The 23,836-nt window shown below is 55.8% G+C and carries 20 protein-coding genes and 1 tRNA gene; 8 read left to right on the forward strand and 13 right to left on the reverse strand.

From position 1 onward, the window contains the following. The first annotated feature begins 43 nt into the window (after positions 1–43). Positions 44–469 (forward strand): transcriptional regulator, encoded by a 426-nt coding sequence (locus VFU50_05265; protein ID HEU5232248.1) that lies wholly within the window; start codon positions 44–46, stop codon positions 467–469. A gap of 65 nt (positions 470–534) precedes the next feature. Here the strand turns inward: VFU50_05265 and VFU50_05270 are convergent. After that, positions 535–612 (reverse strand) — tRNA-Glu (locus VFU50_05270). A 253-nt stretch (positions 613–865) separates the two neighbouring features. Between VFU50_05270 and VFU50_05275 the strand changes: the two genes are divergently transcribed. Further along, positions 866–1,468 carry a hypothetical protein gene (locus VFU50_05275; protein ID HEU5232249.1) on the forward strand — a complete coding sequence of 201 codons (603 nt, stop codon included), beginning with the start codon at positions 866–868 and terminating at the stop codon, positions 1,466–1,468. Between the two features lie 67 nt (positions 1,469–1,535). Next, positions 1,536–1,700 carry a hypothetical protein gene (locus VFU50_05280; GenBank protein ID HEU5232250.1) on the forward strand — a complete coding sequence of 55 codons (165 nt, stop codon included), beginning with the start codon at positions 1,536–1,538 and terminating at the stop codon, positions 1,698–1,700. Positions 1,701–1,713: 13 nt separating this feature from the next. On the opposite strand, the gene glyS is transcribed toward VFU50_05280, so the two are convergent. From glyS to VFU50_05305, 5 genes are all read right to left on the reverse strand, one after another. Beyond that, positions 1,714–3,840, reverse strand: coding sequence for a glycine--tRNA ligase subunit beta (gene glyS / locus VFU50_05285; GenBank protein ID HEU5232251.1), 2,127 nt, complete (start codon positions 3,838–3,840; stop codon positions 1,714–1,716). A gap of 114 nt (positions 3,841–3,954) precedes the next feature. Then, positions 3,955–4,932 carry a glycine--tRNA ligase subunit alpha gene (locus VFU50_05290; protein ID HEU5232252.1) on the reverse strand — a complete coding sequence of 326 codons (978 nt, stop codon included), beginning with the start codon at positions 4,930–4,932 and terminating at the stop codon, positions 3,955–3,957. 117 nt (positions 4,933–5,049) lie between these two features. Next, positions 5,050–5,790 (reverse strand): DNA repair protein RecO, encoded by a 741-nt coding sequence (gene recO, locus VFU50_05295; protein HEU5232253.1) that lies wholly within the window; start codon positions 5,788–5,790, stop codon positions 5,050–5,052. Positions 5,791–6,080: 290 nt separating this feature from the next. Further along, on the reverse strand, positions 6,081–6,341 hold the full coding sequence (locus tag VFU50_05300) for a ferredoxin family protein (GenBank protein ID HEU5232254.1): 261 nt from the start codon (positions 6,339–6,341) through the stop codon (positions 6,081–6,083). 749 nt (positions 6,342–7,090) lie between these two features. Continuing rightward, the gene (locus tag VFU50_05305) at positions 7,091–8,155 is read right to left on the reverse strand and encodes an RDD family protein (GenBank protein ID HEU5232255.1); all 1,065 of its coding nucleotides are present in this window, start codon (positions 8,153–8,155) and stop codon (positions 7,091–7,093) included. Between the two features lie 35 nt (positions 8,156–8,190). On the opposite strand from VFU50_05305, the gene lptD reads away from it, so the two are divergent. Beyond that, positions 8,191–10,602, forward strand: a complete 2,412-nt coding sequence (gene lptD / locus VFU50_05310) for an LPS assembly protein LptD (protein ID HEU5232256.1) — start codon at positions 8,191–8,193, stop codon at positions 10,600–10,602. Positions 10,603–10,658: 56 nt separating this feature from the next. Here lptD and VFU50_05315 read toward each other — a convergent pair whose 3' ends face one another. Further along, the gene (locus VFU50_05315; GenBank protein HEU5232257.1) at positions 10,659–11,762 is read right to left on the reverse strand and encodes a VWA domain-containing protein; all 1,104 of its coding nucleotides are present in this window, start codon (positions 11,760–11,762) and stop codon (positions 10,659–10,661) included. 56 nt (positions 11,763–11,818) lie between these two features. Next, entirely contained in the window at positions 11,819–14,914 is a 3,096-nt protein-coding gene (locus VFU50_05320; protein ID HEU5232258.1) for a hypothetical protein, read from the reverse strand. Positions 14,915–15,262: 348 nt separating this feature from the next. Here VFU50_05320 and VFU50_05325 point away from each other — a divergent pair, with 348 nt between their 5' ends. After that, positions 15,263–15,730: a TrmO family methyltransferase gene (locus VFU50_05325; protein ID HEU5232259.1), complete on the forward strand. Its 468-nt coding sequence runs from the start codon at positions 15,263–15,265 to the stop codon at positions 15,728–15,730. Positions 15,731–16,096: 366 nt separating this feature from the next. On the opposite strand, the gene VFU50_05330 is transcribed toward VFU50_05325, so the two are convergent. Together VFU50_05330 and VFU50_05335 are read right to left on the reverse strand one after the other, a co-directional pair. Then, positions 16,097–16,759, reverse strand: coding sequence for a hypothetical protein (locus VFU50_05330; protein HEU5232260.1), 663 nt, complete (start codon positions 16,757–16,759; stop codon positions 16,097–16,099). A gap of 781 nt (positions 16,760–17,540) precedes the next feature. Further along, entirely contained in the window at positions 17,541–18,830 is a 1,290-nt protein-coding gene (locus VFU50_05335; GenBank protein ID HEU5232261.1) for an acetylxylan esterase, read from the reverse strand. Between the two features lie 542 nt (positions 18,831–19,372). Between VFU50_05335 and VFU50_05340 the strand changes: the two genes are divergently transcribed. Both VFU50_05340 and VFU50_05345 read left to right on the forward strand, forming a co-directional pair. Continuing rightward, on the forward strand, positions 19,373–20,524 hold the full coding sequence (locus VFU50_05340; GenBank protein ID HEU5232262.1) for a glycosyltransferase: 1,152 nt from the start codon (positions 19,373–19,375) through the stop codon (positions 20,522–20,524). Positions 20,525–20,603: 79 nt separating this feature from the next. Next, positions 20,604–21,071, forward strand: a complete 468-nt coding sequence (locus VFU50_05345; protein HEU5232263.1) for a nuclear transport factor 2 family protein — start codon at positions 20,604–20,606, stop codon at positions 21,069–21,071. Between the two features lie 53 nt (positions 21,072–21,124). Here VFU50_05345 and VFU50_05350 read toward each other — a convergent pair whose 3' ends face one another. Together VFU50_05350 and VFU50_05355 are read right to left on the reverse strand one after the other, a co-directional pair. Further along, the gene (locus VFU50_05350; GenBank protein HEU5232264.1) at positions 21,125–21,556 is read right to left on the reverse strand and encodes a type II toxin-antitoxin system VapC family toxin; all 432 of its coding nucleotides are present in this window, start codon (positions 21,554–21,556) and stop codon (positions 21,125–21,127) included. Continuing rightward, positions 21,553–21,807, reverse strand: coding sequence for a hypothetical protein (locus VFU50_05355; GenBank protein HEU5232265.1), 255 nt, complete (start codon positions 21,805–21,807; stop codon positions 21,553–21,555). The genes VFU50_05350 and VFU50_05355 overlap by 4 nt, the downstream gene beginning before the upstream one ends. Before the next feature lie 268 nt (positions 21,808–22,075). Between VFU50_05355 and VFU50_05360 the strand changes: the two genes are divergently transcribed. Next, positions 22,076–22,822, forward strand: coding sequence for a DUF695 domain-containing protein (locus tag VFU50_05360; GenBank protein HEU5232266.1), 747 nt, complete (start codon positions 22,076–22,078; stop codon positions 22,820–22,822). Positions 22,823–22,888: 66 nt separating this feature from the next. Here VFU50_05360 and VFU50_05365 read toward each other — a convergent pair whose 3' ends face one another. Continuing rightward, positions 22,889–23,353: a hypothetical protein gene (locus VFU50_05365; GenBank protein HEU5232267.1), complete on the reverse strand. Its 465-nt coding sequence runs from the start codon at positions 23,351–23,353 to the stop codon at positions 22,889–22,891. Positions 23,354–23,836: the final 483 nt, after the last annotated feature.

Below are 23,836 nucleotides of genomic sequence, written 5' to 3' on the forward strand. Positions count from 1 at the left end.
CTAGAAGCATCAATCACTACAATTGACGTCAAGACGGTGAAATATGGACATAAAACCGATCAAGAATGAAGAGAATTACAACGATGCTCTCCGCCGCATCGAAGAACTTTGGGGAGCCCCTATCGGCAGCAAAGAAGGCGAGGAACTCAAGATCCTCACAACTCTCATCGAAGCCTACGAACGGGAACTTTACCCTATACATCGCCCCAGCCCGATCGACGCTATCAAGTTTCGGTTGGAGCAGAGTGGAAAGGATTATCGTTCGCTGATTGGGGTCATCGGACAGCGGACGCGCGTTTACGAGGTGATGCGGGGAGATCGCCAGTTATCACTGAACATGATTCGAAAGCTTAACAGCCGTCTGAAGATTCCTGCAGAGGTACTTATCCAGCCAGGCCGAAAACCGACGCCAAAACGTCATCGCAGTGCCTTAAAAGCGAAGCGCGCGCGGAAACAGGCACATTCCTGACAATTGCCTCTGCAGAGCGTGGCGAACTGCTTAGCCCAGAAATGCCCGACGAATGCGGTGAAGTTTGGCGTCCCCGACGGGATTTGAACCCGTGTTACCGCCGTGAAAGGGCGATGTCCTAGGCCGGGCTAGACGACGGGGACGCTGGTGGCGGGGCTTTGGGCGAACGGCAGGCGGGCTGACGTTCGTGCTTTATCAGTATCGCATATGAGGCGGCACTCGGCTTAGGTCAACAGCAGAACGAAGAGCTCGCACGAATTCACAGCGCTATGGATTGGGCGGGTAATCAAAGCTCCGTGTTCTCCGTGGCTCCGTGGTGAAACTCGCAGGTGTTTTGGCCGACTACCGGATGCCGACCGCCGAGTGCCGACTGCCAAACCGCTAAAATAACCGTTCATGGCCGACCGTCTCTACCTCAGTCTCTGGTTTCCTAGTTTTGGCGAAGCAGAGATGATGCCGCGGGCTCTCTCCGTGCTGCGGCAGTTCCCGTTTTCGACCGGGCGGCCCGGTATCGGATATTTAGCCGTGCATGGCATCTCGTGGAACGAGCCTCCAGTGTTCGAGCAGACGTTCGATTATCGCGCTACGCCCGAGCAGGCGGTCGAGCTTGCTTCTGAGCATGTTCACTCCGATCATGCTTATGAATTCGAGGCCATGTGGGATTTGTGGAGTCCCGAAACGGGAGGTGGGCTCGACACCACCTGGCGACTCACGCCGCAGGCGGTGAAGTTCGAGGTCCACGGAACCGACTTCGAGGACGGGATTTATCAGGAGCACGGCCATATTGAGATCGACTTCGGACTCGATACTCCCTTCTTACACGAAGAGCTCGATCTCGATCAGCCGAGCGAAGACCGCGTGAAAGCGAATGTCCAGAAGTTGGTTGCGTTTACGTCAGCCGTCGAGAAGCACTGTGGAATCAGCGGGCGCGTGCTGTGGTCGGACTCGGAGGAGAACCTGGTGCAGAAGCTGATTGCGCGATTGCAGAAGGTGCAGTAAAACTCGGCAGTCGGCACTCGGCTTTCGGCTAAAAACAATAACAAGAATCCATCACTAATCGGGGACTATGCCAGTGCACCAGACTAGGTTCGAGAGCACACCGGGTTTGTGGGTCATCGCAGCCGCAATAGTTGGCTTGAATATCTGGTACGACGTTTATCACCCTCTCGGTCTCATCTTTGATGTGTTCGTGGCTGTTGTCGCGCTTTTTGCCTACCTGAAACGCGCTTAGTTCTGCGAGCCGACTACTTCTCCGCGACAATCTCGGAGAAGTCCGCGATCGTTGAAAAACTTCGTTGCATGGTCGCCAGCAGTGCGAGGCGGTTCGAGCGGAGCTTTTCGTCATCGACCATGACCATCACTTTGTCGAAGAACGTATCCACCACAGGACGCAGTTGAGCAATGTGCGCTAGTGCCTCCCGCTCCTGCTTCGATCGTCGTAAAGACTGAACACGAGTGCGGGCTTCCCCGACGCGGGCTGCCAGTTCTTTTTCTGCCTGATCCATGAGATCGGCGGGCTTGAATTCTTCTGGCCACTTCTTCCCACTCTCCTGCGCCTGGCGAAGGATGTTCTTGATGCGTTTGAATGCCATGGAAATGGCGATGAAGTCTTCGGTAGGACGGATGTTGGTTACTGCCTCCGCGCGCGCGATAGCGTCGACTACATCATCCGAACCGGCGGCGAGAACGGCGTTGACCACGTCGTAGCCAAAGCCGCGCAGATCGCGGAGATAGAACTCCAGGCGCTCGCGGAAGAATTCCGAAATCGTCTTGCCGGCGTTCTCTAAGTGCGAAAGCTTTCCTTTCAGTTCGGCCGAGGCGCGATACTGCTGAAGCGAAGCCGCGAAAATTTCACTGACACGCAGCGGCAGCTTGTGTTCAGCCAGGATGCGGACGATTCCATTTGCCTGTCGGCGTAGCGCGAATGGATCCTTCGACCCAGTGGGCTGCAGACCGAGAGCGAACATTCCCGCAATGCTGTCGGCTTTATCTGCAATCGAAACTAATGCGCCTTCCAGGGAACGCGGCACGGGATCATCCGATGATTCGGGACGATAGTGATCGTAAATGGCATCGCAGACTGCATGGCTGTGATGCTGCGCTTTGGCGTAGAGTCCGCCAACCACTCCTTGGAGTTCGGTGAATTCCTTCACCAGTTCGGTGGTTAGATCGGTTTTCGCGAGTTGGGCAGCTTGATCGGCAGCTTTTCGATCGAGCGAAGCGCCAGAAGCAGCCAGTCGCTCGGCAAGCGCAGCAACCACGGCGCGTATGCGTTCTGTTTTGGACCAGTAGCTGCCCAGGTCTTTTTGAAAGGTGACGCTGCGCAGCATCTCGACCCGCTGCGCGAGGGGAATCTCTTGATCGGCCTGCCAGAAGAATTGCGCGTCGTTAAAGCGGGCGCGCAGTACGCGCTCGTTGCCGTGGCGAATGATGCCGTCGTGATCACCATCGGTGTTGAGCACGGCCAGGAAGTGCGGTGCGAGTTTTCCGTTTGCGCTCTCAATCGCGAAATATTTCTGGTGATCGCGCATTACTGTCACCAGCACTTCTTCGGGAAGCGAAAGAAATGCCTGATCGAAATTTCCGAGGATTACGCCGGGAAATTCTGTGAGGTTGATGACCGTGTTGAGCAAAGCTGCATCTTCTCGCCAGCGCGCTCCGGAGACGGTGCGCGTCGCCGCATCGAGTGCTTTGCGAATCTGCTTCTCGCGCTCGGCGGGATCGACGATTACTTTGCTCGTCTTCAGTTCCCCGTCGTAGGCGGCTGGAGACGATATCGTGACTTCCGAAGCAGCGAGAATCCGATGTCCGCGAGATTTCTTTCCCGCACGCACACCGGCGTATTCGAGCGGCAATACTTCGCTGTCGAGAAGTCCGACGAGCCAGCGGACGGGACGCACGAAGCGCTCCGGCTTGCCGCCTCGCCAATACATATTCTTCGCCCAATAGAGAGCGTTCAGCTCTTTCGGTAACGCTTCGGCGAGAAGCTCGGCGGCACTTCGGCCTTTGCGGATCACCGTTGCGGCAACGTACTCGCCTTTCGGTTTGGTGATGCGCTCGAGCTTGCTGACCTCTACTCCAACTTTGCGAGCAAAGGCCTCAGCCGCGGGAGTGGGATTTCCATCTTTGTATGCGACTTTGGTTGCGGGACCCTCCATCAACTCCTTTACGTCCGCCTGTTTCGATTCGACGTTGCGTGCAACTACGGCAAGGCGACGCGGAGTGGAGAATGCAGTTAGAGCAGCTCGGCCTTGAACAAGGCGCTCGCGCTGCAGCAGATCGGAGACGCGCTTAGCGAGCTCTTCACGCGCCGCATCGATCATGCGCGCCGGAATTTCTTCGCAGCCTATTTCGAGCAATAGATCGGGCATTTTCGTTTCGACGGACCGGGGGTTAACACGGAGGTCACAAAGGTGAACGAAGTACACGAAGCTCCGTGACCTTGATTTTCTACTCCGTGACCTTCGTGTTAACCCAGCGGGCGATTAAACTGCGACTTCGCGTCGCGCTTCACTTCCTCGCACTGCTGCTTGCTGCTGGTCCAAATATGCTTTCGCCACTCCTACAGCAAGGGTTCGAATGCGGGCGATCACGCCGACTCGCTCGGTTACTGAGATCGCGCCTCGCGCATCGAGGATGTTGAACAGATGCGAACACTTGAGGCAAAGGTCAAAGGCTCCCAAAACGGGATAGCGACGAAGTGACTCTGTATCGCCACTATCTTCAGCCCGCTTCTTCGCCGAGGCGTATCCATCGATCAGCGCCTTGCACTCGGCCTCGAAGAGCTGCAGGTGTTGCCAGGCTTTCTGCACGTCGGCCGCTTCAAAGTTGTACACGGAAAGCTGCAGCTCTTCGGCCAGGCGTACATCGCCATAGGTGACTGGCTTGCCGTCTGCGCCGCGTGACCAGACGATGTCGTAAATGCTGTCCACATCCTGTAGAAACGCTGCGAGGCGTTCGAGCCCATAGGTCAGCTCCGCCGAGATCGGATCGAGGTCGATTCCGCCGCATTGCTGGAAATAAGTGAACTGCGTGATCTCAAGTCCGTCGAGCATCACCTGCCAGCCGATTCCCCACGCGCCAAGTGTAGGCGACTCCCAGTTATCTTCCTCGAACTTGATATCGTGCTGGCGCAGATCGATCCCGATGGCTTCGAGCGAGCGCAGATAAAGTTCCTGCACATCATTCGGTGGCGCCTTGAGGATCACCTGAAGCTGCGTGTGCTTATAAAGACGATTGGGATTCTCGCCGTAGCGTCCGTCGGCCGGACGTCGCGAGGGCTGCAGATAGGCAACACGGTACGGCTTCGGCCCAAGCACGCGCAGAAATGTTTCCGGCGACATGGTTCCGGCGCCCACTTCGAGATCGTAGGGCTGCTGCAGCACGCAACCGTACTCAGCCCAGAAGGTCTGGAGCTTGAGGATGAGGTCTTGAAAACTCAGCGCGGGCTTCGATTTCGCCATTGTTGATGGGACGTACAATTTTCGTTTTCAGCGTTTTGAATTTCGTGATTTCCTGATTTCGCGATTTCGCGATTTGCAAATCACGAAATCACACAATCACGAAATAACCCACAGGCTTCAGTCTAACTTGCCCAACGCTACGCTCGTTACCAGCTTACCTTCGATGTGGCGTTCGATGCACTGTGCCAGAAATTTTCTCAGATCGGCGCCGCGCTGACGCTTCCAGGGCTCGTTGGCGAAGACATCGACGGGAGCGCGGAACATCTCGGTGGCCATTTGGCGCGATGCCAGCGACATCTCTGAACTCGCCAAGCGTTTGTGCGTCGCGCACATCAAGCCATCGGCTAGCGCATGAAAGTACACACGTCCCGTCCCGTTCAGCTCGTCGCCGCACACGATGCAGGCTCCCAGATCGGGAAGCAGGCCCATAAGGCGCGTGATCCAGAGATCGAAGTACGTGAGCGGCATCCAGATTTCTCCGGCTTCGATTCGCGGCAGTATGGAAAGCGTAAGTCTGAAAACCGCGTCGTTGGCGTCGTGATCCGGGAGCAAGCCATCAAGCACTTCAGCAACGTAGGCCAGCGCCACGGAACGCTCGTAGTCGATGGCATGCATCAATGGCGACTCGAGCACGTCGCAGGAGTCGAGGCGGACCAGTTCCTGGCCGGCCTTTTGATCGTAGTAAGCGCGAACGCGCGTCAGCGGTTCGAGCGCTCCTCCGAATCTGCGCTTCGACTTCTTCGCCGAGCGGGCTACGCCGCGAATCTTGCCTTCTTCGCGGGTGAAGAGCGTCACCAGCAAGTCAGCTTCCCGCAGCGGATATGTCCGCAGCACGATGGCTTCTGACTGCTTTAGCACGGCGCTGACCTCGAGGGGGATTTTAAATTATCCCTAAGCGCCGACCAGGAACGCAGCAGTTGGCTAAGCCTGCATGGCGCTCTGTCATTCCGAACGCCTGATGTTGGCGGAGGAATCCCTATCGACTTCCAGAATCTCTCCCAAAGCTTGTATAAGTACGTAGGGATTCCTCACTCCTGCTCACGCAAAAAGATGCGTGAGCATCCGTTCGGAATGACAAAAAAGAGCGACCGCAAACACGAAACCCGACCTCACGGCCGGGTTTCTGCGGTGCAAATGCTGGGTAATCGTCAGCGACCGAAATACTGCGCGTTCTTGCCTTCGTATTCCTTCCACTTGTCGGGCAGATCATCGGCAGCGAAGATCGCAGACACCGGACAGACAGGAACGCATGCACCACAGTCGATACACTCGACCGGATCGATGAAAAGCTGTTGCGCTTCAGCGTGGGGACCTTCATCCTTCTTTGGATGGATGCAGTCCACCGGGCATGCATCGACGCACGCTGTGTCCTTGGTGCCTATGCAGGGTTCTGCGATTACGTATGCCATTTCTGTTTCTCTCCAATGAAAAGCGCCGCGATGAACAACAAGGGCGCGATTAGTTCTGACTGGAAATAAATATCTTATCAGCAGCCGCGCCGCTGGGGAAAGAAGCGCAGCGCTGTTCCGGCGAGCGAATGAACACCCAGTTCTTGCTCGAACTCTTGAACGTGAGCCCGGAGATGCCGTTAATTATGTCTTCCTGAAGGCCCGCTTTTGGCCGAAGGATCTCCAGCAATGCTTCAACCTGGAATGCTGTGGCTTGGCTCTCACCAGAAAACCTGCATTGATGGGCCAAGAGCCTGGAAACCGCAATTCAGTCCGCCACACTCCGGGAGATCCTTCGCGCAAAGGAAGCGCTTCAGGGTGACAGTAATTGAAGATGTGGTCGGAGGACTATCATTGCCCAATCCGAATCGCCGGTGTATACCAAGGCGGGAAATGCACGGATCAAAAGCCATCGATTGATCGTGCAGGTGCTGTGAAAATTTTGCGGACTTTTCTCCGCTGGAAGCATCTGTTAAGAGATGCGTCCGAGTCCCTGATGAGTTCCAATCTGGGACGACAGACCTTCGAGCCGCGCGGGCCGGCGGTTACGCTGTTATTACGCTGCTTTTCGCTGTTCCGAATGTAGGCAAAAAATGCAGGGCTCCGATAAGCAATTTCCCGTCAGCGATTTGCGAGAAATTATCCGCAGTTCAGTCCGAATCATCCGAAAATTACGCTGTTTTTTACGCTGTTTTCGCGAGCAGCTTGATTCAAGATTCAAGCGACTGCTTCGGCGTGAGATAGGTGTGGGTGATGCGATCGTGCCAGCAGAGACGGTCTTCATCGATCAGCGCCCAGGCGAATCCCATTCCTAGTGCCGCGAACGACAGCACAGTCGCGATCGCGCGGCAGCGTAGGCGCGCTCGCGACGGCGCTTGCCCGTCAAATGTCCGAAGCTGCAGTCCTGAGGCTTGCATTCCCGGAGTGCTGAGGCTGAAAGAAAGCGAGAGGAAGTAATAGATCCCCAACAGCAAGATAATGCAGATTGCAGCGCTGGCAATCAGCGGCTTGGTCATGGGCAGCGACGCGGCGAAGAACTGGGATGCGACGCCGAAGACGGCGATGGCCGCGAGCATGATTGCGCCGTCGACTGCCGAGGCATAAACGCGCTGCTCCATCGACGCGGTCTGCAAAGGTACTTCGAGTTCTGCGGTTAAGACGTGTACCGGCGCCTCGGGTGCAATCTCGATTGCGCTCAGCGGATTCGGCGGAGGCGGAAGAAGCTCTTCGTCGGCTTCGAAGATGCGCAGCTGATCCGAGACAGGTTCGGCGAGTTCGTGATAGTGCTGCGCTCGCGGAAATTCGATTACGTTCTTGACGCGTTCGTTAATCCGCGGAAATGGCGGTAACGGCGCGGGCTCGTGGAATTCAACTTCTGGTTCGGGAGCATATTCAATCGGATCATCGGCGATGGATTGCGCAAGTGAGTGCTCGAACTCCGCTCGCGTCGAAATTACAGGCTCGGGAAGCGGCTCTGCGATTGGACTCGGGGCCGCAGCGCTCTCTGGCTCCTGGTTCCACCATGAGGTTCGCGTCTTGGCTGGCTCGATCTCCCGTTCGGGTTCTGCCGGCTCTGCATCGAAATCCAGCAGCGGGGCGTCGGGATCGAGTCGGCGACGTTTGCGCGCGTTGTGGGCGCGGACCTGAAGAGAAACTTGCCGACGCCAATCCTGCGCAGGAAGAGGATCGCCAGAACAGGCGCAGGTGCAATCACTGCCACATCGCGGACAAGCCATATCGGTAGGGTCCCAGCGGAGCGGCTGCTGCTTTTGCACGCCTTCCAGCCCACGTGCTAAGTTCAGCGATTCGGATGATTTTCCGCCGCAATCTTGTTGTTAACACGACGCTCGCGGTTTGTCAGGTGCTACTGCTGGTTCCAATCCTCGGTCTCACTACTGCTAGTGCAACTACAGCGTCCGAAATGCAAACTCCGCAGGAGCCGCAGGCCAAAAAGCCGGAACCCAAAGGCCGCGCGTCGGCGATGTTGAAATATCGCGGCGAGCCGGTCTACATCGTCGCAAATCAATTTGAGCAAAAAGGCAACACGTACATGCTGCACGGCGAGGCGCAGATCGATTTTCGCGACTACGTCCTCTATGCCGATGAGATCAGCTACAACCAGGACACCGGTGAATCGACCGCTACTGGCCATGTGAGGCTCGTCGGAGGGGACTACAACATCAATATGCAGGCCACGCACGCGGAGTACAACGTGGTCGAGGGTACGGGCAAGTTTTACGACGTGCACGGCACGACCGGCCTAAAGCTGGGTTCGCGGAAAGCACTGCTCACTACCTCCAACCCATTTACGTTTAGTGGACGCGAAGTCGACAAAGTTGGACCGAACCGGTTCACGATTCAACATGGCAGCATTACCACCTGCGAACTTCCGCATCCGAAGTGGACCTTCAGCGCGGAGCGAGTGAACTTCGAGATCGGGGATCTCGCCAAGCTGCACAACTCCACTTTCCGCCTGATGCGAGTTCCCATTCTGTACTTTCCGTTTGTGGAACACCCGGTTGAGAATGTCGGCCGACAATCAGGCTTTCTGATTCCCAGCTTTGGGCAGTCTTCGGTAAAGGGCACCATCATCGGCGATTCCTATTTCTGGGCGATCAATCGCAGCACCGATGCGACGATTGGACTGGAATATCTCTCCAAGCGCGGATATGCACAGCACGGGAATTTTCGCGAGTTAACCGGTCCAGACTCCTTCATTGCCGCTACGTACTTCGGAGTCGTCGATCGCGGAGCTGGTCCGGCTCACGTGGATCAGGGTGGACAGGATGTCCATCTGCAGGCTGAGCAGAATCTTCCGCACAACATTCGCGGCGTTGCCAATATCGAGTACCTGAGCAGCTACTTATTCCGTCAGGCTTTTGCGGAAAACTTCACCGCCGCCGTCAACTCCGAGGTGAAGTCTGATGTGTTCGTCAACCGCGATTACAACGGTTACTTCATTGGCGCACTGGCGCAGCGCTACCAGAATTTTCAGAGCACGAACAAAGGTGACTTATTCAGCATCCTGCATGTACCCAGCATCGATGTGGATTCTGTCGATCGACAATTGTTCAACACTCCTTTCGTTGCCGGATTCGATGCTGAAGGCACCGGACTCTCTCGTCGCAGTCCGACATTCAGCTCGGCCAATCTCGTCGGGCGACTCGACGCGCACCCGCGTCTGGCTTTGCCCCTGTTCCTGCGTGGTTGGACGTTCCGCCCCTCGGTGGCCGTTCGCGATACTTATTACACCCAGCACAAAACTCCGGAGACTCCGTTCAGTATTGGGACCACGGTTAACGATCCGCTGAACAGGAAAGATTTTGAAGGCGAACTGGAAATCCGTCCGCCGCGTCTGGAAAAAATCTATGAGAAGGGCATTTTCGGCAAAGCGCTGAAACACACCATTGAGCCGCGGATCACGTACGACTACGTAAGCGGCATCAACAATTTCTTGAACGTCATTCGCTTCGACAGCTCCGATATTCTGAGCGACACGAATGAAGTCGAGTACGCGATTACCAATCGCATCTACCTCAAACCGCGAAACGAAAATTGCGATCCGACGAAGGCGGATGGTTCGTGCACACGCAATGCCACGGAGTTGCTCAGTTGGGAAGTCGCGCAGAAATACTTCATCGATCCGTACTTTGGCGGTGCGGTTGTGCCCGGCGTACGCAATGTGCTGCAAACGACGGCAGAATTTTCGGGAATCGCGTTTCTTACCGAACCGCGGGTATTTTCTCCCGTCACGTCACGCTTACGAATTCACACGAGTCAGCGGACGGACCTGCAATGGCTGCTCGATTACGACATCAAGAAAGGCCAGATCAACGCCAGCAATGTTTTCTTCGACTACCATGTTGGGGCTTTTTTTGTGGGGGGCAATCATGCGCTTCTGCACACACCGGGCGAAGTTTTTCTCTCCAGTCCTTTGCCCACAATACTGAAGTTCAATCAGTTCCGCGTGACCAGCGGATTCGGCAATCCGTCGCGCCGTGGATTTTCATTGGCCGGAAACGTCGGATATGACCTGAATCTCAGCTCAGTGCAGTACACGGCTGTTCAAAGTTCGTACAACTGGGATTGCTGCGGTTTGAACTTCGAATACCGGCGCTTCGTGCTGGGACCGGTGCGCAATGAGAGTCAATACAGGTTTGCTTTCAGCCTCGCCAACATCGGCACTTTTGGAAACCTGCGCCGACAGGAGCGCGTCTTTTAGAGACCTCGGGCAGAGATCTCGCGAAACATTTCAGACAGCAGTTCTTCAGGCGCTCGCTATCTGTCGCTCGAACTGTGGCTCGCCGAAACCTCCGCGACCGTTCCACCGTTGTAATGGCTGGGCTGTGGGCGATAGCCGTTTCTTGTGCGAACGTGCAGATTGTGACGCTCGCCGGTCAGCTTTACGGTGATGGTGCGCCATCCGTGATTTGGATTTGCCTTTGGGTAGTAACTCAGCGAATACAGATGTCCAAGATCATCGCGAATTGAATCAAACGCTTTGCGCTCGTCTCTCCAGTTCTTAGAGAAATAAGCCTTGCCGCCGGTTGCAGCGGTCATGCGCTCGAACACTGCCGTCGAGACCGGCTCGAGGCGAGCCTCGCGCGTGCTGATCATGTAAATCGGAATGCCGGCTGATTGTGCGAGTTCGGCGACGTCTTCCGGTGGAACTACACTGGAATTATCTGGGCCATTCGAGAAGACCACGACAACTTTTCTGCCCATCGTCTGCGCTGCATCTTTCACCGTGAGCAAGAGACAGTTGTAAAGTGCGGCGTCGTCGCCGGCGACGGTGGTGCGCACACCGCGAACGACGTCATTGCGGTCGGAGGTCAGCGCAGCCGCGCGGGAGAGGTCGCGGCTGTAGGAGTAGAAGGCGATCTTGTCAGCTTTTTGCAGCGAGCGCACGAAATCGGAGATGGCGTCCTGCGCGAAGACGAAGCCACGATACATGTAGTTGCTGGTATCGAACAGAATGTAAACGTTAGCGCCTGCGATTGCTGCGCTCAGGGCATCCGAGGACTGTCCGTTCCCGGTTTCGGGATGTGGGACATAGGAGGCATTGGCAGGCGGAGCTGGGGAATTCTCGGTTCCAGGCTTCGATGGATCTCCATCCTGCGCCACGTCGACCAGGCTGCGCGTGGGTCCATTTCCTTCACCAAAAAACGCGAGCTTCTCCTGGATGCCGTCTTCAGTAATGACAAAGTCCGACGGCTTGAGTCCGGTCACGTAGTTGCCTTTGTTGTCCGTGACGGCGACATTCAACTGGACCAGATCCACTGAGACCTGAAACTGGGCAGAGGATTGCGCCAGCGTGTGTCTATCCGCGCCGGCCGAGAAGAAGAATGTAAATCCAAGAAGTAATGCAATTCGCCTGTTCATACGGATACCCTTTTAAAACTCGCTTACGATCCACCGACGTACTGTACTCCGCCTGCCTAATTCTGAGCTGCAGCAATGCTCACCGGGGTTGCCCCGTACTTTCCTCGGCGGAATTCTTCGCCTGTTTCGCGGGCCGCACGCAACAACGCCGGCCAGTCTTCCAGATCGGTCGCAAAGATCTTCTCCACCATCCGCCGCGTCAGCTCGGGGACAAGGCGATTGAGCATTACCGGGGAGTAATCCTTCTCGTCCGCCAGCCTCGCCCAATACAAATTGTTCGAATCCCAGGATTCAGCGAGGAAGCGGCTTGAATAGCCCATAAACGCCGGGAAAGGCGGCAGGTTAAGCAATTCGCGACCATAATTCTGCGCCAAAACCGGATGTGGTACGCCGAAATCGTGCGAGATGCGCTGCCAACTGACCTCATCCGCGTGATCCTTCGCCAATGCCTCGAGCTCTTTGCCGGGACGCCCCAGCAGATCCGGCTGCTGAGGATATTCGCGCTGGAACTCCGCTGCTAAATAGAAAGTGTCCGCGGGCGTGAGATAGGTGTTTGGATCTTTCGCCCCGCTTGAGCGCAATGCCTGGCGCACCTCAAACAGCGTACGCGGCGAGACGCGGTCCGCAACCACGTTGAGTACTTTGATCCGCAGGTCGTCATTATCCGCGGACGATGTGAGCAAGTGCTCCCCAATCTCCTGATAGAGCGTGACCGCATGCAGTTCTTCACGGCTGACATCCCACCAGCGCGGAACGACCGAACTGGTAAGAATTCCCGGCACAACTGCTCCCCAAATCAGCGCCTGAACATTTTCCGGCGTGATGAAATCCTGTTCCGCCTGCGCAAGCACATAAGGAAGGTCGGCAAGCGAGCCCACCAGATGTGCGCCACCACCGGCCGGCGAACCTGCGCCAAACAACTGCGGCGCACGCCAGACCGCGCGCTGCATACCTACAACCGTGTCGCCAGAGAAATCGTGCGAGCGCACGAAGAGCGGATTGTGATGAAGAATCTGCGCTCCTGGCGGCTCGTAGTACGCATAGTTCAAACCGACGAGGGTGTCGCGCAAAAATGATGCGAGCTCTCCGCGAGCGTCAGCGACTTGTTGATCGGATGATGGAGACTTGATGACCTTAGAGATGTCGGTTTGCATCTCGAGATCGGTGTGGCGGTTGTTATAGACACCCGCGCCCCATTCCTCGCGCTCGCTCTTCTTGAAGATCGGCTGCGGCATCTGGAACTCGCGCAGATCGCCGGCAAGCATCAGGAGACCGGACGAGCGCTCTTTCACACGAGCGGCTCCGTGCAGGTTATCGCCAAGCTGAATTAGTGTGTCGAGCGAGACCAGGCGCTGGGCGTCGAGCACGGAGCGCATGCGGTTCGCGACTTCCTGATGCATCTGCTGGCCTTCAGGCGTAGTTTGAGGAGGACCAGCGAGGAGCGACACGATTCCGTCCTGTGACGCATCGGGTTTGCCGGTTGAAGCGATCAGTATTTGCTTCAACGATTCGCGTCCTGCATCGAAGACGTTGGTGGAATTCGCTACTTTCCCGAATTGGTAGACCACCTGCTGGAACGACCGGTTGAGATCATTTCTAGGAATCTGGTGTTGGCGAGCAAGGATCTGCCACAGGCCAACACTGGCGTCGAACATGCCGAGCGCATTGCCGCGCACATAGTGATTCGAAATTGAATCCAGATGTTCGGCGACAGAGAGGAATGAATTTATCGAGGCATCATCGAGCGTCGGAAATTCGGAGAAGATCAGATATTGATCGCCGAAGCGGTTGTACTTCGACGCCATCTGCTCAACCGTTGCGGCACCGAGCACGTGTCCGGTTCCTCGGCGCTCATCCAGTTCCGTGAGCATCAGATATGCCTGCAGCGGACCGGCCTCGGTGTCAACGCGCGAGATCGCGACCAAGGCCTCAAGCAATTGCTCCGGGCTATTCCACCCGTGCGCTTTTTTCCCCCAATCCCGCGTAACGTCTGAGTACGTCTTTTCATGGAAGACTGTTTTCCAACTTGCCAGACCACCGGGGATATGGGGCTCGTCATTGGCCTCAAACTCCATTCGCGTCAGCAGAAGAAGGAGCCCTGGAGCAGGACGGAAGACAGAGCGGGCAGCGTCGGCAGGTGGAGAATCCTGCTTGCGCAAGGCCTCGTAGAAAGGCTTGAGACGGCGCTCTTCGGTGAAATGCTTTTGCTGTTCAGGACTGACACGGCACAGAGCATCGAAGTACGCCGCCAGCCAGCCGTTATCTTTTTCCACCAAACGAAGGACGAAATCGCCTGAAGATTGCGGAGCGGCTCCAACCAACTCCTTCCAGAGCGGTTCAGCGGCAGCGCCGCCGGGCACGAGAACGTGTCCCTGCTGAATGCGCAAGCGGCTGCCGTAAAAATCAAGCACAGGAGCATATGCTGTGAGCCGCTTGAGACCCGGATTTTGACGCAGTGCGTTCTGCGTCTCCGGCTCCATCTGCGCAAAGGCCCAGTACATGCGAGAAAGATTGGAATCGCGCAGCAGCGAGTCGAGCAGGTTCTTGCCGCCGGTCCATTCGTTTTCGTCGAAGATCACTGGGACGCGGGTGCCGTGGAAGTCGTAAGCAAACGGAGCGCCGCCTTCGAGAGTCTTTTCCAATTCCGGCAATGGGAATCCGGAATCGACCGTGATGAACGCGCGCTGAGGATCGGAAGTCTCGAGATAGCTGCCCGGTTTGCCGCAGTCGAGGCGTGGACGATATCCGAGCACCTGCAATAAGGGGCGTGCCTGATCGCACGACGACACGCGCAGCACGCCTTCAGCTCCGGCCATCACTGTGAGTTCACGGGCCTGCTGGACGTATCGGCTCAACAGGATTAGGAATTCCGTCGGACGCACGCGGGACGACGGTCCTTCGTATCCCAGCAGAAACACGTTGCGAGAAAGCAGCGGAATTACTTCTTCCTGCGAGGCTTTTTGGCTGATTCCCGCCATACGCAGGAACGAGCGCAGGGGGCCGGGAATGGAGATCGTCGCTTCGGAAGCTTGCGATTTAACCTGCGGCGGAGCGGTAGTAGGCTGATCGCCCCAGGAGTAAGAGGCGAAGCCGAGGCACACGAAAAGAAACACGACTGCCCGAATGCCGGGCAAGCAACGTGGAGACTTCATGACTGGAGCCCTCTCCGAACCTGGAGGCACCTGGCAGCAGCTAAATCGCGCGACGCCAACGACTACCCTCCGCCGCTCGTTGGGGCGCTCCGTCCGGGAAGAGTGTGCGATCCGCTGGTTCGCTTGAATTAGGAGTTGTGGCCCTTACGTCGTTCGTGTCCCCCCGGTCCCTGTACTACAAACTTCAAATCGGCCCACACGATAAACCATCTCGCAGCGTAAGTCCACGCCCCTTTTAACGCCAGAGTTCCTGCTGGGACGAAGTGTCCGCAGCCTCAGAGTTCATTCAGCAAAACCCTGAGTAACTACAGCGAAAACGCTGCCCACGCCTGCGAAGGATAATTGCTCATGCAGCAAATCGTTTTAGGAGCGATTGGGCGAGTCACGTCGCCCATAACCAAGGGCAGAGATGAAAACTGGGGCGAGGTGGTTGCAGAGATTGTTCTGGACCATTCCCGGTTTGAACCTGCGTGTTTATCTGGACTCGAAGAGTTCTCTCATGTGGAGGTGATCTTCGTCTTCGATCAATTGATGGAGAGCGAGATCGAGAACACAGCTCGGCATCCCAGGGAAAATCCACGATGGCCCAGAGTGGGGATCTTCGCGCAGCGCGGCCGAAAACGCCCTAATCGCCTGGGTGCGACCATTTGCGAGCTTGTTGCGGTCGAAGGTCTTTCGCTCCGAGTCCGCGGACTCGATGCTTTTGACGGGTCTCCTGTCTTGGATCTCAAACCTGTAATGAAGGAATTTCTTCCCGCCTCAGGAAGCATCCAGCAACCACAATGGTCGCGCGAGTTGATGAGTACCTATTTCTAGACGATCTTCCAGTTGATGGAACCCGCCGTTCGCGGCGGAACACGACCTTAACTCTGGTTACTCTGGTTGTTGCGTAGGCATGCACTCGATGAATTGTCATCCTGAAGGCCTGCTTTTGGGCCGAAGGATCTCCCGCAATGTTTCAGCCGGAAATGCCTTTTCCCTGGCTCTCATCCAAACACCCAACGTCGTGCGCCAAGAGCCTGGAGAGTGCAATTCAACTGGAGCCATTCCGGGAGAACCCTTCGCGCAATGAGGCGCTTCAGGACGACAAAGCCTGAAGATCGTTCACTTCTGCTGTCGCGGTTGCATCCGAAAAAATCGCGGACTATGGCAGCCCGCGATTTGAAATTACGACATCAAACGTTACTTGCCTCGTTTGTCTCTCCGCAGGTCCCGACGATCATGCCTGACATCGCGCTTGTCGGAGCGGATGTCCTTGCGATCGTTGTGGACGTCGCGCCAGTCATGGCGTAGGTCTTTCCTGTCGCTGTGGATATCGGCACGATCGTGGTTGATGTCCGCTCGATCGTGGCGGATATCGGTCTTGTCTGCGCCGATAGTTTTGTTGTCGCCCCGGATGTCCGTGCGGTCGGATTTGATCGTCGCCCGGTCAGCCGCCAGATCATCCGTGTCGTGGTTCTTGAGGTCGTTGCGGTACTTGGCCTGAGCCTTGTCGAGTTGCCGCTCATCCTGATTGCGATCGCGGCGCTCGGTGTTCAGGTTCTTATAGTCCTGGCGTACATCGGTTTTATCGTTGGCCAGGTCTTTGTCGTCCTTGCGGACGTCGCGGCGATCCTGGCGGATATCTTGTTTGTCGTTGCCGACATCACGGCGATCCTGGCGCAGATCGCGGCGGTCATGCCGGATGTCGCGACGGTCGCTGTTGATGTCTGATTGATTTGCGGTTGGGGTGGTGGTGGTCGCAGTCGCGCTACCGCTAGTCGATTGCGCGCTCGCGCCGCTGCTGAATACGAGCAGGCCGACCAGCAAGCCCATGGCTGCCGCCTCTAATTTGTACTTACGCATGTCTCTCCTCGTGCGAGCTCAACGTCCGTTGAACTCTACGCTTCTCTGAAACGCAAAGGACTAACGAAAGTTTCGGAGTTCCTGAACGAATGTGCATGGCCTGCCGGAGCAAGACCTTGGGGCGGTTCCAGAATTGCTGTGTTCCCCTCCGGAAATCAGCGTCCTGAGCGGAGGAGGGTTCCCGCGCGCTTTCTCCAGCGCGGGAGACCGGAGTCGAAGGACCTTTTGTTTAGCCTTCTTCGCTGGGTCTGAAGGACGCAGAAATAGACATAAATTTCCGATGAAAGCAAAACACAGGATGTTTCGACTCCGGTCTCCCGCGCCCGACCCATCGATCGCAAACCCCGCGCTCGATGGGTACCCGGAAACGCGCGGGAAACCTCCTTCGCTCAACATGCAATCTTTCAAAGGACCGGATACATCAACTGTGAAACTGCAACAGCTCAATTTTCGGTTGCCTACTAGGCGGGCTTGGAAATTCTCACTCTAGGACGTTGTGCTAAGAATGACAGGCCTGAAAGGCCGCAAGATGCGCAGCCCAGCGGCGTAAGCCCTGGGGAATGCAATAAGAACGGGATCGAGCCCCGAAGGGGCGGCATTACGGCTATTTCCCATTCTGGGCACTTAGCGACCTCTGCTGCGGATGTTGTGCTGACGAATTCCTGTTTTCACAACAGGAGCTATGCCGCCCTTTCAGGGCTCATGCCACGCGTTCACTACTACCCAGGGCTTACGCCGCTGGGCTGCGCTTCTTGCGGCCCTTCGGGTCTCTTATTCTCTTTTACCGCCTCAAATGCACATCGGCAAATTTCAAAAACTGCTCCCAATCGAAATCCGTGACCTCATGCTTGCCAGTGCGGTAGTGAAAGGCGAGCGGGTGCTGAATGGGCTGATTGAGCCCCGGCATCTGGTCGGTTCCGAGTCCTTGCGCGCCTAAAAGTTTGTACACGGGTCCGGCAGCAACAAGCGCAAGAAACTCGCCTTTGGGATCGGCCCATTTGTCGTCTTCCGCTCCCGTTACGTACACCGGACGCGGGGCGCTGAGTGCGATCAGTTCGTGCATGTCCACGGGAAGCTGGTTGGGATCGTCCGCGTACTTCTTTAAATTCGCAGCGAACCAGAATGGGAACCGATCTACGAGATTGCGGATAGTCTCGCCATAATTGCGGCGCGCCAGCGATGCTCCGCCTTCTCCCGGACAACTGGCCAGCACCATGGCAAAGCGCTGATCTTGCGCGCCGGTCCAGAGCACGGTTTTGCCAAGACGCGAGTGGCCCATGACGGCTACTCTCCTGGAATCTACGTCCTTATCTCTTTCGAGATAGTCCATCGCGCGGCTGAGTCCATAGGACCAGGTGCCGATTGCACCCCAGTCGTCCGGCGCAGGTTCTGTCTGTGCAGATTTGTAGAACAGCGGCCGGATGCCATACGAGATTCCGCCGTCGAAGTCGGGCTCAATGTCCTGGTAATTGATCGTCGCGAAACCATAGCCACGATCAAGGACTTTCTCGACTTCGAAGTTCTTGTCCTTACCGCGAGAGCCTTCTTTCGCGGTTTTCGGCTGATGGGTCGTGCGATTCCACACGGTCGCGAGCTTCACTCCCGGATCGTCGATCACCGCTTGGTTGCCGGAGAAATTCAGACTAAGAATCAGCGGCACCGGCTTCTTTGCCGAATTGGGAATGTAGATGAGTACATCTTCCTTTGGGCCATCTTTCTTCGGCGAAAAGTAAATCGTGACTTGCTTGCGCGTTGCCTTTCCATTTAATGCATTCTTGTCGTTGTCGAATACGTTGTAGTTGATCGACGACGGCGCTTTCGGGCTGCGACCGAAGACGTTCTCTTCAAACAATCCGAGGAGTTCCGTCCGTCGTCGCTGCCAATCTTTGGCGCTGCGGACCTTGGTTCCGTTCTGAAAGGTGAGCGGATCGGGAAGCGAGTAGGAGCCGACTTTGGATTCGTCGTAGTTGGTGTTTGCAGGCGTCTGCGCGTGTGTGAGCAAACTCGAGGCCGAGATGAAGATCGGCACCAACGCCATCAGCCAACTAGCTTTTCGATTTCGTCCAGCCATTCTCAGTTCTCTCCTCTACAAGTTGGGTAGACGCAATGTGCGTCGCCGTACTACTAGAGCAGCTAAGTATTACCGCAGTTCGTTTTTGGGTGGAAGCCCCCGATGGGTGGAAGCCCCCGACTTCAGTCGGGGGCGCACGGCGAAGCCGTGCGTCTAGTGGGACGCGAACAAGAGCCGCGCTTTAGCGCTGGCTCACGCGCGAAGCGCGCTTCTCATGGATTGTTCCAGATGTAACCCGTGTACAACATAGCGGTTCTGTGTCTTAAATGCGAGGCTCTATGAATGATTTTTTGTGCCCAATTTCAAACCTCATACGAATTCTATTTGCCAAACATGAGAACAGGTTATGGGGCCGATTCTCATGAGCGCGCTTCGCGCGTGAACCGGCGCTAAAGCGCGGGTTTCCCTGCTCTCCATAGACGCACGGCTTCGCGGCGTGCGCCCCCGACTGAAGTCGGAGGCTTCCACCCAACCACATCCGCCGAACTACCTCACAGTGACCAAAAACCGATCTGGTTTCCACCAGACGATATGATTTCCGCTTGCTCTCTCTTTCCATCGTCGTCCTGATCATCTGGCTCTATCTGACGTTCTTCCACGGAAACTTCTGGCGAGTGGGTTCGTTCCAACTTCCGAATCAATCTCCCACTACGCGTCCTCTCGTGGCGGCAATCATTCCAGCGCGGAACGAAGCCGATGTAGTGGGTCGCGCGATCACATCGCTGCTCACACAACAATTCGAAGGCGACCTGCGCTTATTTGTAGTGGATGACAACAGCACTGACGGGACCGCCAATGCCGCGCGAGCCTCCGCCGGCATGATGGGTGCGAGCAATCGAGTTACGGTGGTTAACGGAGCTCCACTGCCTACTGGTTGGACAGGGAAACTTTGGGCGATGCAGCAAGGCTGGGAAGCAGCCACGCAAATTAAGCCCGATTATTTCCTCCTGACCGATGCCGACATCGAGCACGCGCCCGACAGCCTCGCGCGGATGTTGGCTCAAGCCGAGCACGGGAACTTTGATCTTGTTTCGCTCATGGTCAAGCTGTGCTCCGAGACGCTCGACGAGAAGTTCTTAATCCCGGCTTTCATTTATTTCTTTTTCCTGTTGTATCCACCTGCCCGCATCAGCAATCCGCGATCCCGCGTCGCCGGTGCCGCGGGAGGATGCATCCTCATTCGCTCTGACGCTCTCGATCGTGCAGGCGGATTCGCTGCGATTCTAAGTAACGTCATTGACGATTGCGCGTTGGCTGCGCGCGTGAAGCAAGCCGGTGGACGAATCTGGCTGGGAGTTTCGAACTCAACCCGCAGCATCCGTGGCTACAGGACCTTCGCAAACATTCGCAACATGATCGCGCGCAGCGCCTTTCATCAATTGCGACATTCGGCGCTGTTGCTCGTCCTCTGTTTCGCGGGAATGATGCTCACCTTTGTTGCGCCGCTGGTTTGCGTCTTCGCCGGGGAACGCGCAGCTGGGTGGATCGGTGTAGCCGCCTGCGTATTGATGTTCGGAACATACGTGCCGACGTTGCGTCTCTATCGTGTCAATCCATTGTCGGCATTGTCTTTGCCGTTGGCAGTGATCTTCTATTTGGAAGCGACCAGTATTTCCGCAATTCGGTTTTGGCGTGGGCGTGGAGGCGAGTGGAAGGGGAGATTTGCGGATCTGGAGCACGATGGGCCTCGGTGAGACTGCACATACAATGACCATGTCGTGTGTAAACGCCTGGTTTCAGCGGCCACCGTTCTGGCCACTATACTCAACTGCTATGATTCCCCGCTTTGCCGTAGCTTTCGCACTTCTTGTGCCCGTAGCCTTGGCTCAATCACAACCTACACCTGCGAATACGGATGTCAGAAAGGCGCTCGGCGATTTCATTCGGGCCTTCGATGACTTAGATTGGGAATCATTCCGGCTCGCGTTCGATGACAATGCCACTGTGTTCTATCCGCGTGCGGTGCCGCAACGTGCCAATGGCCGTGCCGAATTTGAGAAGGCTTTCAAGACAGTGTTCCAACACATACGCGGCGGCAAAACTACGCCTCCATACATGGACATTCAGCCAAAGGACTTGAGAATACAGTTGTTCGGAGACATAGCGATTACGACATTTCATCTCGACGATAGACCAGGATTCCTCAACCGGCGAACTATCGTCCTGGAGAAAACGGACAAAGGTTGGAAGATCGTGCATTTGCACGCGTCGGAAGTATCCCTAGTAGGTGTTGGACCCTAGCTAGGGAAAAATCGCCATTTCACTCACGATGCGATTTGGAGTGCTAGTACCAGCTACGGGATAACGTTCTTGCCTGCAATGTCGAATTGCTTTGCCGCTGCAAGCAAGTGCGTGTCGTTCGAATATATAACGTTGAATCCTGCTTCAGCTGCGGTCGCGAGGTGAATGGCGTCAGCCGCGCGGAGATACACAGTCGAGGGCAGCTTCGCATAAACCCCTGCGATCCGCGCATACATCTCGGGGCCCTGCGCCAGCCACTGAAAAGCTCCAGCCTCATCGTGAGCGCGGAGCTGGCCCAGCAGCGCGGCGTACGCGGCGGGCTTGATAGCTCCTTCGCGCAACTTGCGATGAAAGGCTGCAATCATCTCCACCTGGCCATGCGCAGCGCAGGCGATATTGTCGGTAGCCGCGAGTGCGCGAACGGCATCCGCTCCAGGATCTGCATAATAAAGACGAACGAGGTAGCTTGTGTCGAAGTAGATCACTTTACTTGACTGTCCCGCTCCTCGCCGATGATTCGAGTGGAGTCGGTCCCGCCCTGCAGATTCTTTCGTTGAGCGAGATAGGCGCGCGTGTATTTGGGATTGGCAAAAAAGACTTTTGCCGGCGCAGCCTTTGCGGGGAGAATCTTAGCAATCAGTCTCCCACGCTCTGTTACGTGAATCTCTCCTTCCGCCGCCCTACGAACCCAGCGTCCAGTGGCTTCGTGAAGCTGCCTAATGGTAATCGTTCTCATGTGACACATAGTGTCACATTTGCGCGCACGAGTCAATTCAAGGCTAACGTTCTTCCGTGCTTTTCCCGCATTGGGGCCCAGCCCGGTTTGGCTGATCGTCTCTGGGGCAACTACTGATCTGGAGCAGAATGGGTCTCGATGAGACTGCTCACGACACTGAGAGAAAGGTAACATCTTTGAAAAACTGTCACCCCTGTCAAGCGCATCACTGACTTGGCCTATCGGGAGTGTAAACGCCTGATTTCGACAGTTATGATATTCAACCGAGATGGCGGACAACTGGAAGTCCTACCTTTGCAATGTAAACAGCAAACTAGCGTCCATCCTCGTTAACCTCGGTCTTCGAGAATCCGCCCCGATGTCTTCCAAGCCTTGGCTCCTCTGGGTGTGGGTTTACTTTGAATCGCCCCGACCCGATGGCTTGTCCGACAGCAATGAAGCCCCCACACTTTACAAAATTGAAGACGCTCTAGCCCCTTCTCTCTCCCGCGAGTGCCAAGCCATCCTAACCGGAAGGATCACAACCGAGGGCCGCCGTGAGTTTTACTTCTATGCTGAAACCAAAGATGGATTCGGTAATGCGGTGAGGGAGGCAATGAAGGGTTTTGAAGGTTACGAGTTCGACTTGGGAGAGCAGGAAGACCCGCAGTGGGACCAGTTCTTCGACGTTTTGCATCCCTCTGAGGAAGACCTTCAACGCATTGCGAATATGGACTTACTCGATGTGTTGGAGAAAAAGGGAGACGTGCTGACTGTGGCGAGAGAAGTCCAGCATTGGATGTACTTTCGTACTGTGTCCTCTCGCGATCTATTTCGAGATGCTGCGGCGGCAGTCGGTTACACGATTGTTTCTGTATCGACCACGGAAGGAAATTTACCGTTCGGCATTGTTGTTGCTCGCACACAATCCATTGAGAAAGCGTCCATCGACAGTACAGTCGTTGAGCTTCTTCACCTGTCCAAGCAGTTTGAGGGTGAATATGACGGTTGGGAAACGCCAGTAGTGACGCAGTGACGCTCGGGCTGGCGAAAAATCGCCATAGCACTCACGACCGGTTTTGAGCGCTAATGCCTGATCTCATCAGTTAGTTTCGGCTCGGTTCGCCTGCCCAGATTTCTCAGCTACACAGTAGCTCGAAAGACCGAACAGGCCAGCGCTGAGCAAAGCGAATGAAAGCAACCAAAGGAAGTATCCTATGCTCAGAGCTTTATCGCTATGGAAAAGAACGTACCAGTACGAGTTAAAGATGAATGCAGATGCTGCAACGAAAGCACACGCGGTTTGCAGTCGCCGCGATCCGAACCACGCAACCCACGGCGACCCAAGCACAAACAGGAGGGTCGTCACTGCGCTGAGGGTTGAAAAGACAACGTGATACCACGTATCGACGTGAAGGTCTCCATACGGCAAAACTGGCGATAGGGCCGCACGAAAAGCGATCCAACCGCGAAGAGGTTCGTAAGCCGCGCCATGTTTGCCATCAAGCTTGATAACGGGCAGGAACCACGAAATAGAGTGGACGAGCCATGCGCAGACGACGATCAAATAGGCTCTTCGCGAATGGGCTAATCGCATCGGGGAAAAGCGTATCAATGCGGAAATAATGACGCAAGGAGTTGTCGTAACATCGCAATAGCACTCATTGATATATCGAAATTCCAAAGCAGCACCATCTGCAATCAGATCAACCAATGACGATCGTCCAGACCATTGAGAACTGGTACAGAGCAAATCTCGAACGCCTCAGACCTAATTGGCAGGAGATTTCGATCAGATCACACGAAGCTGCGGACCTGTTGATGGGAAAGTAGATTCGTGCAAACTCTAAGTGCCTTGCTGCAAGCGTCGCGTTCTGGAACAAGGGCGACGTGTGTGTTCTTTGCCTTGACCTGCCTTCAAAAACAGATTCAGTGATTGACGACAGAGTGATCTCAGCTTCTGAAAATCTCGATCTTCTTCTTGAGTCATATTTTGAACAGCTTGCTAAACGCAGCAGATGATTGGCGAAACATCGCCATTACGCTCATT

The sequence above is a fragment of the Terriglobales bacterium genome (assembly GCA_035764005.1).
GTDB lineage: Bacteria > Acidobacteriota > Terriglobia > Terriglobales > Acidobacteriaceae > Gp1-AA112.

Bases quoted from the DNA above. Each gene is read 5' to 3' on its own strand.
- VFU50_05275 (HEU5232249.1), top strand. From the start codon at position 866: ATGGCCGACCGTCTCTACCTCAGTCTCTGGTTTCCTAGTTTTGGCGAA.
- VFU50_05290 (HEU5232252.1), bottom strand. From the start codon at position 4,932: ATGGCGAAATCGAAGCCCGCGCTGAGTTTTCAAGACCTCATCCTCAAG.
- VFU50_05265 (HEU5232248.1), top strand. From the start codon at position 44: ATGGACATAAAACCGATCAAGAATGAAGAGAATTACAACGATGCTCTC.
- VFU50_05355 (HEU5232265.1), bottom strand. From the start codon at position 21,807: ATGAGAACGATTACCATTAGGCAGCTTCACGAAGCCACTGGACGCTGG.
- VFU50_05330 (HEU5232260.1), bottom strand. From the start codon at position 16,759: ATGCGTAAGTACAAATTAGAGGCGGCAGCCATGGGCTTGCTGGTCGGC.
- VFU50_05325 (HEU5232259.1), top strand. From the start codon at position 15,263: ATGCAGCAAATCGTTTTAGGAGCGATTGGGCGAGTCACGTCGCCCATA.
- VFU50_05315 (HEU5232257.1), bottom strand. From the start codon at position 11,762: ATGAACAGGCGAATTGCATTACTTCTTGGATTTACATTCTTCTTCTCG.
- glyS (HEU5232251.1), bottom strand. From the start codon at position 3,840: ATGCCCGATCTATTGCTCGAAATAGGCTGCGAAGAAATTCCGGCGCGC.
- VFU50_05345 (HEU5232263.1), top strand. From the start codon at position 20,604: ATGATTCCCCGCTTTGCCGTAGCTTTCGCACTTCTTGTGCCCGTAGCC.
- lptD (HEU5232256.1), top strand. From the start codon at position 8,191: ATGATTTTCCGCCGCAATCTTGTTGTTAACACGACGCTCGCGGTTTGT.
- VFU50_05335 (HEU5232261.1), bottom strand. From the start codon at position 18,830: ATGGCTGGACGAAATCGAAAAGCTAGTTGGCTGATGGCGTTGGTGCCG.
- VFU50_05320 (HEU5232258.1), bottom strand. From the start codon at position 14,914: ATGAAGTCTCCACGTTGCTTGCCCGGCATTCGGGCAGTCGTGTTTCTT.
- VFU50_05360 (HEU5232266.1), top strand. From the start codon at position 22,076: ATGGCGGACAACTGGAAGTCCTACCTTTGCAATGTAAACAGCAAACTA.
- VFU50_05280 (HEU5232250.1), top strand. From the start codon at position 1,536: ATGCCAGTGCACCAGACTAGGTTCGAGAGCACACCGGGTTTGTGGGTC.
- VFU50_05300 (HEU5232254.1), bottom strand. From the start codon at position 6,341: ATGGCATACGTAATCGCAGAACCCTGCATAGGCACCAAGGACACAGCG.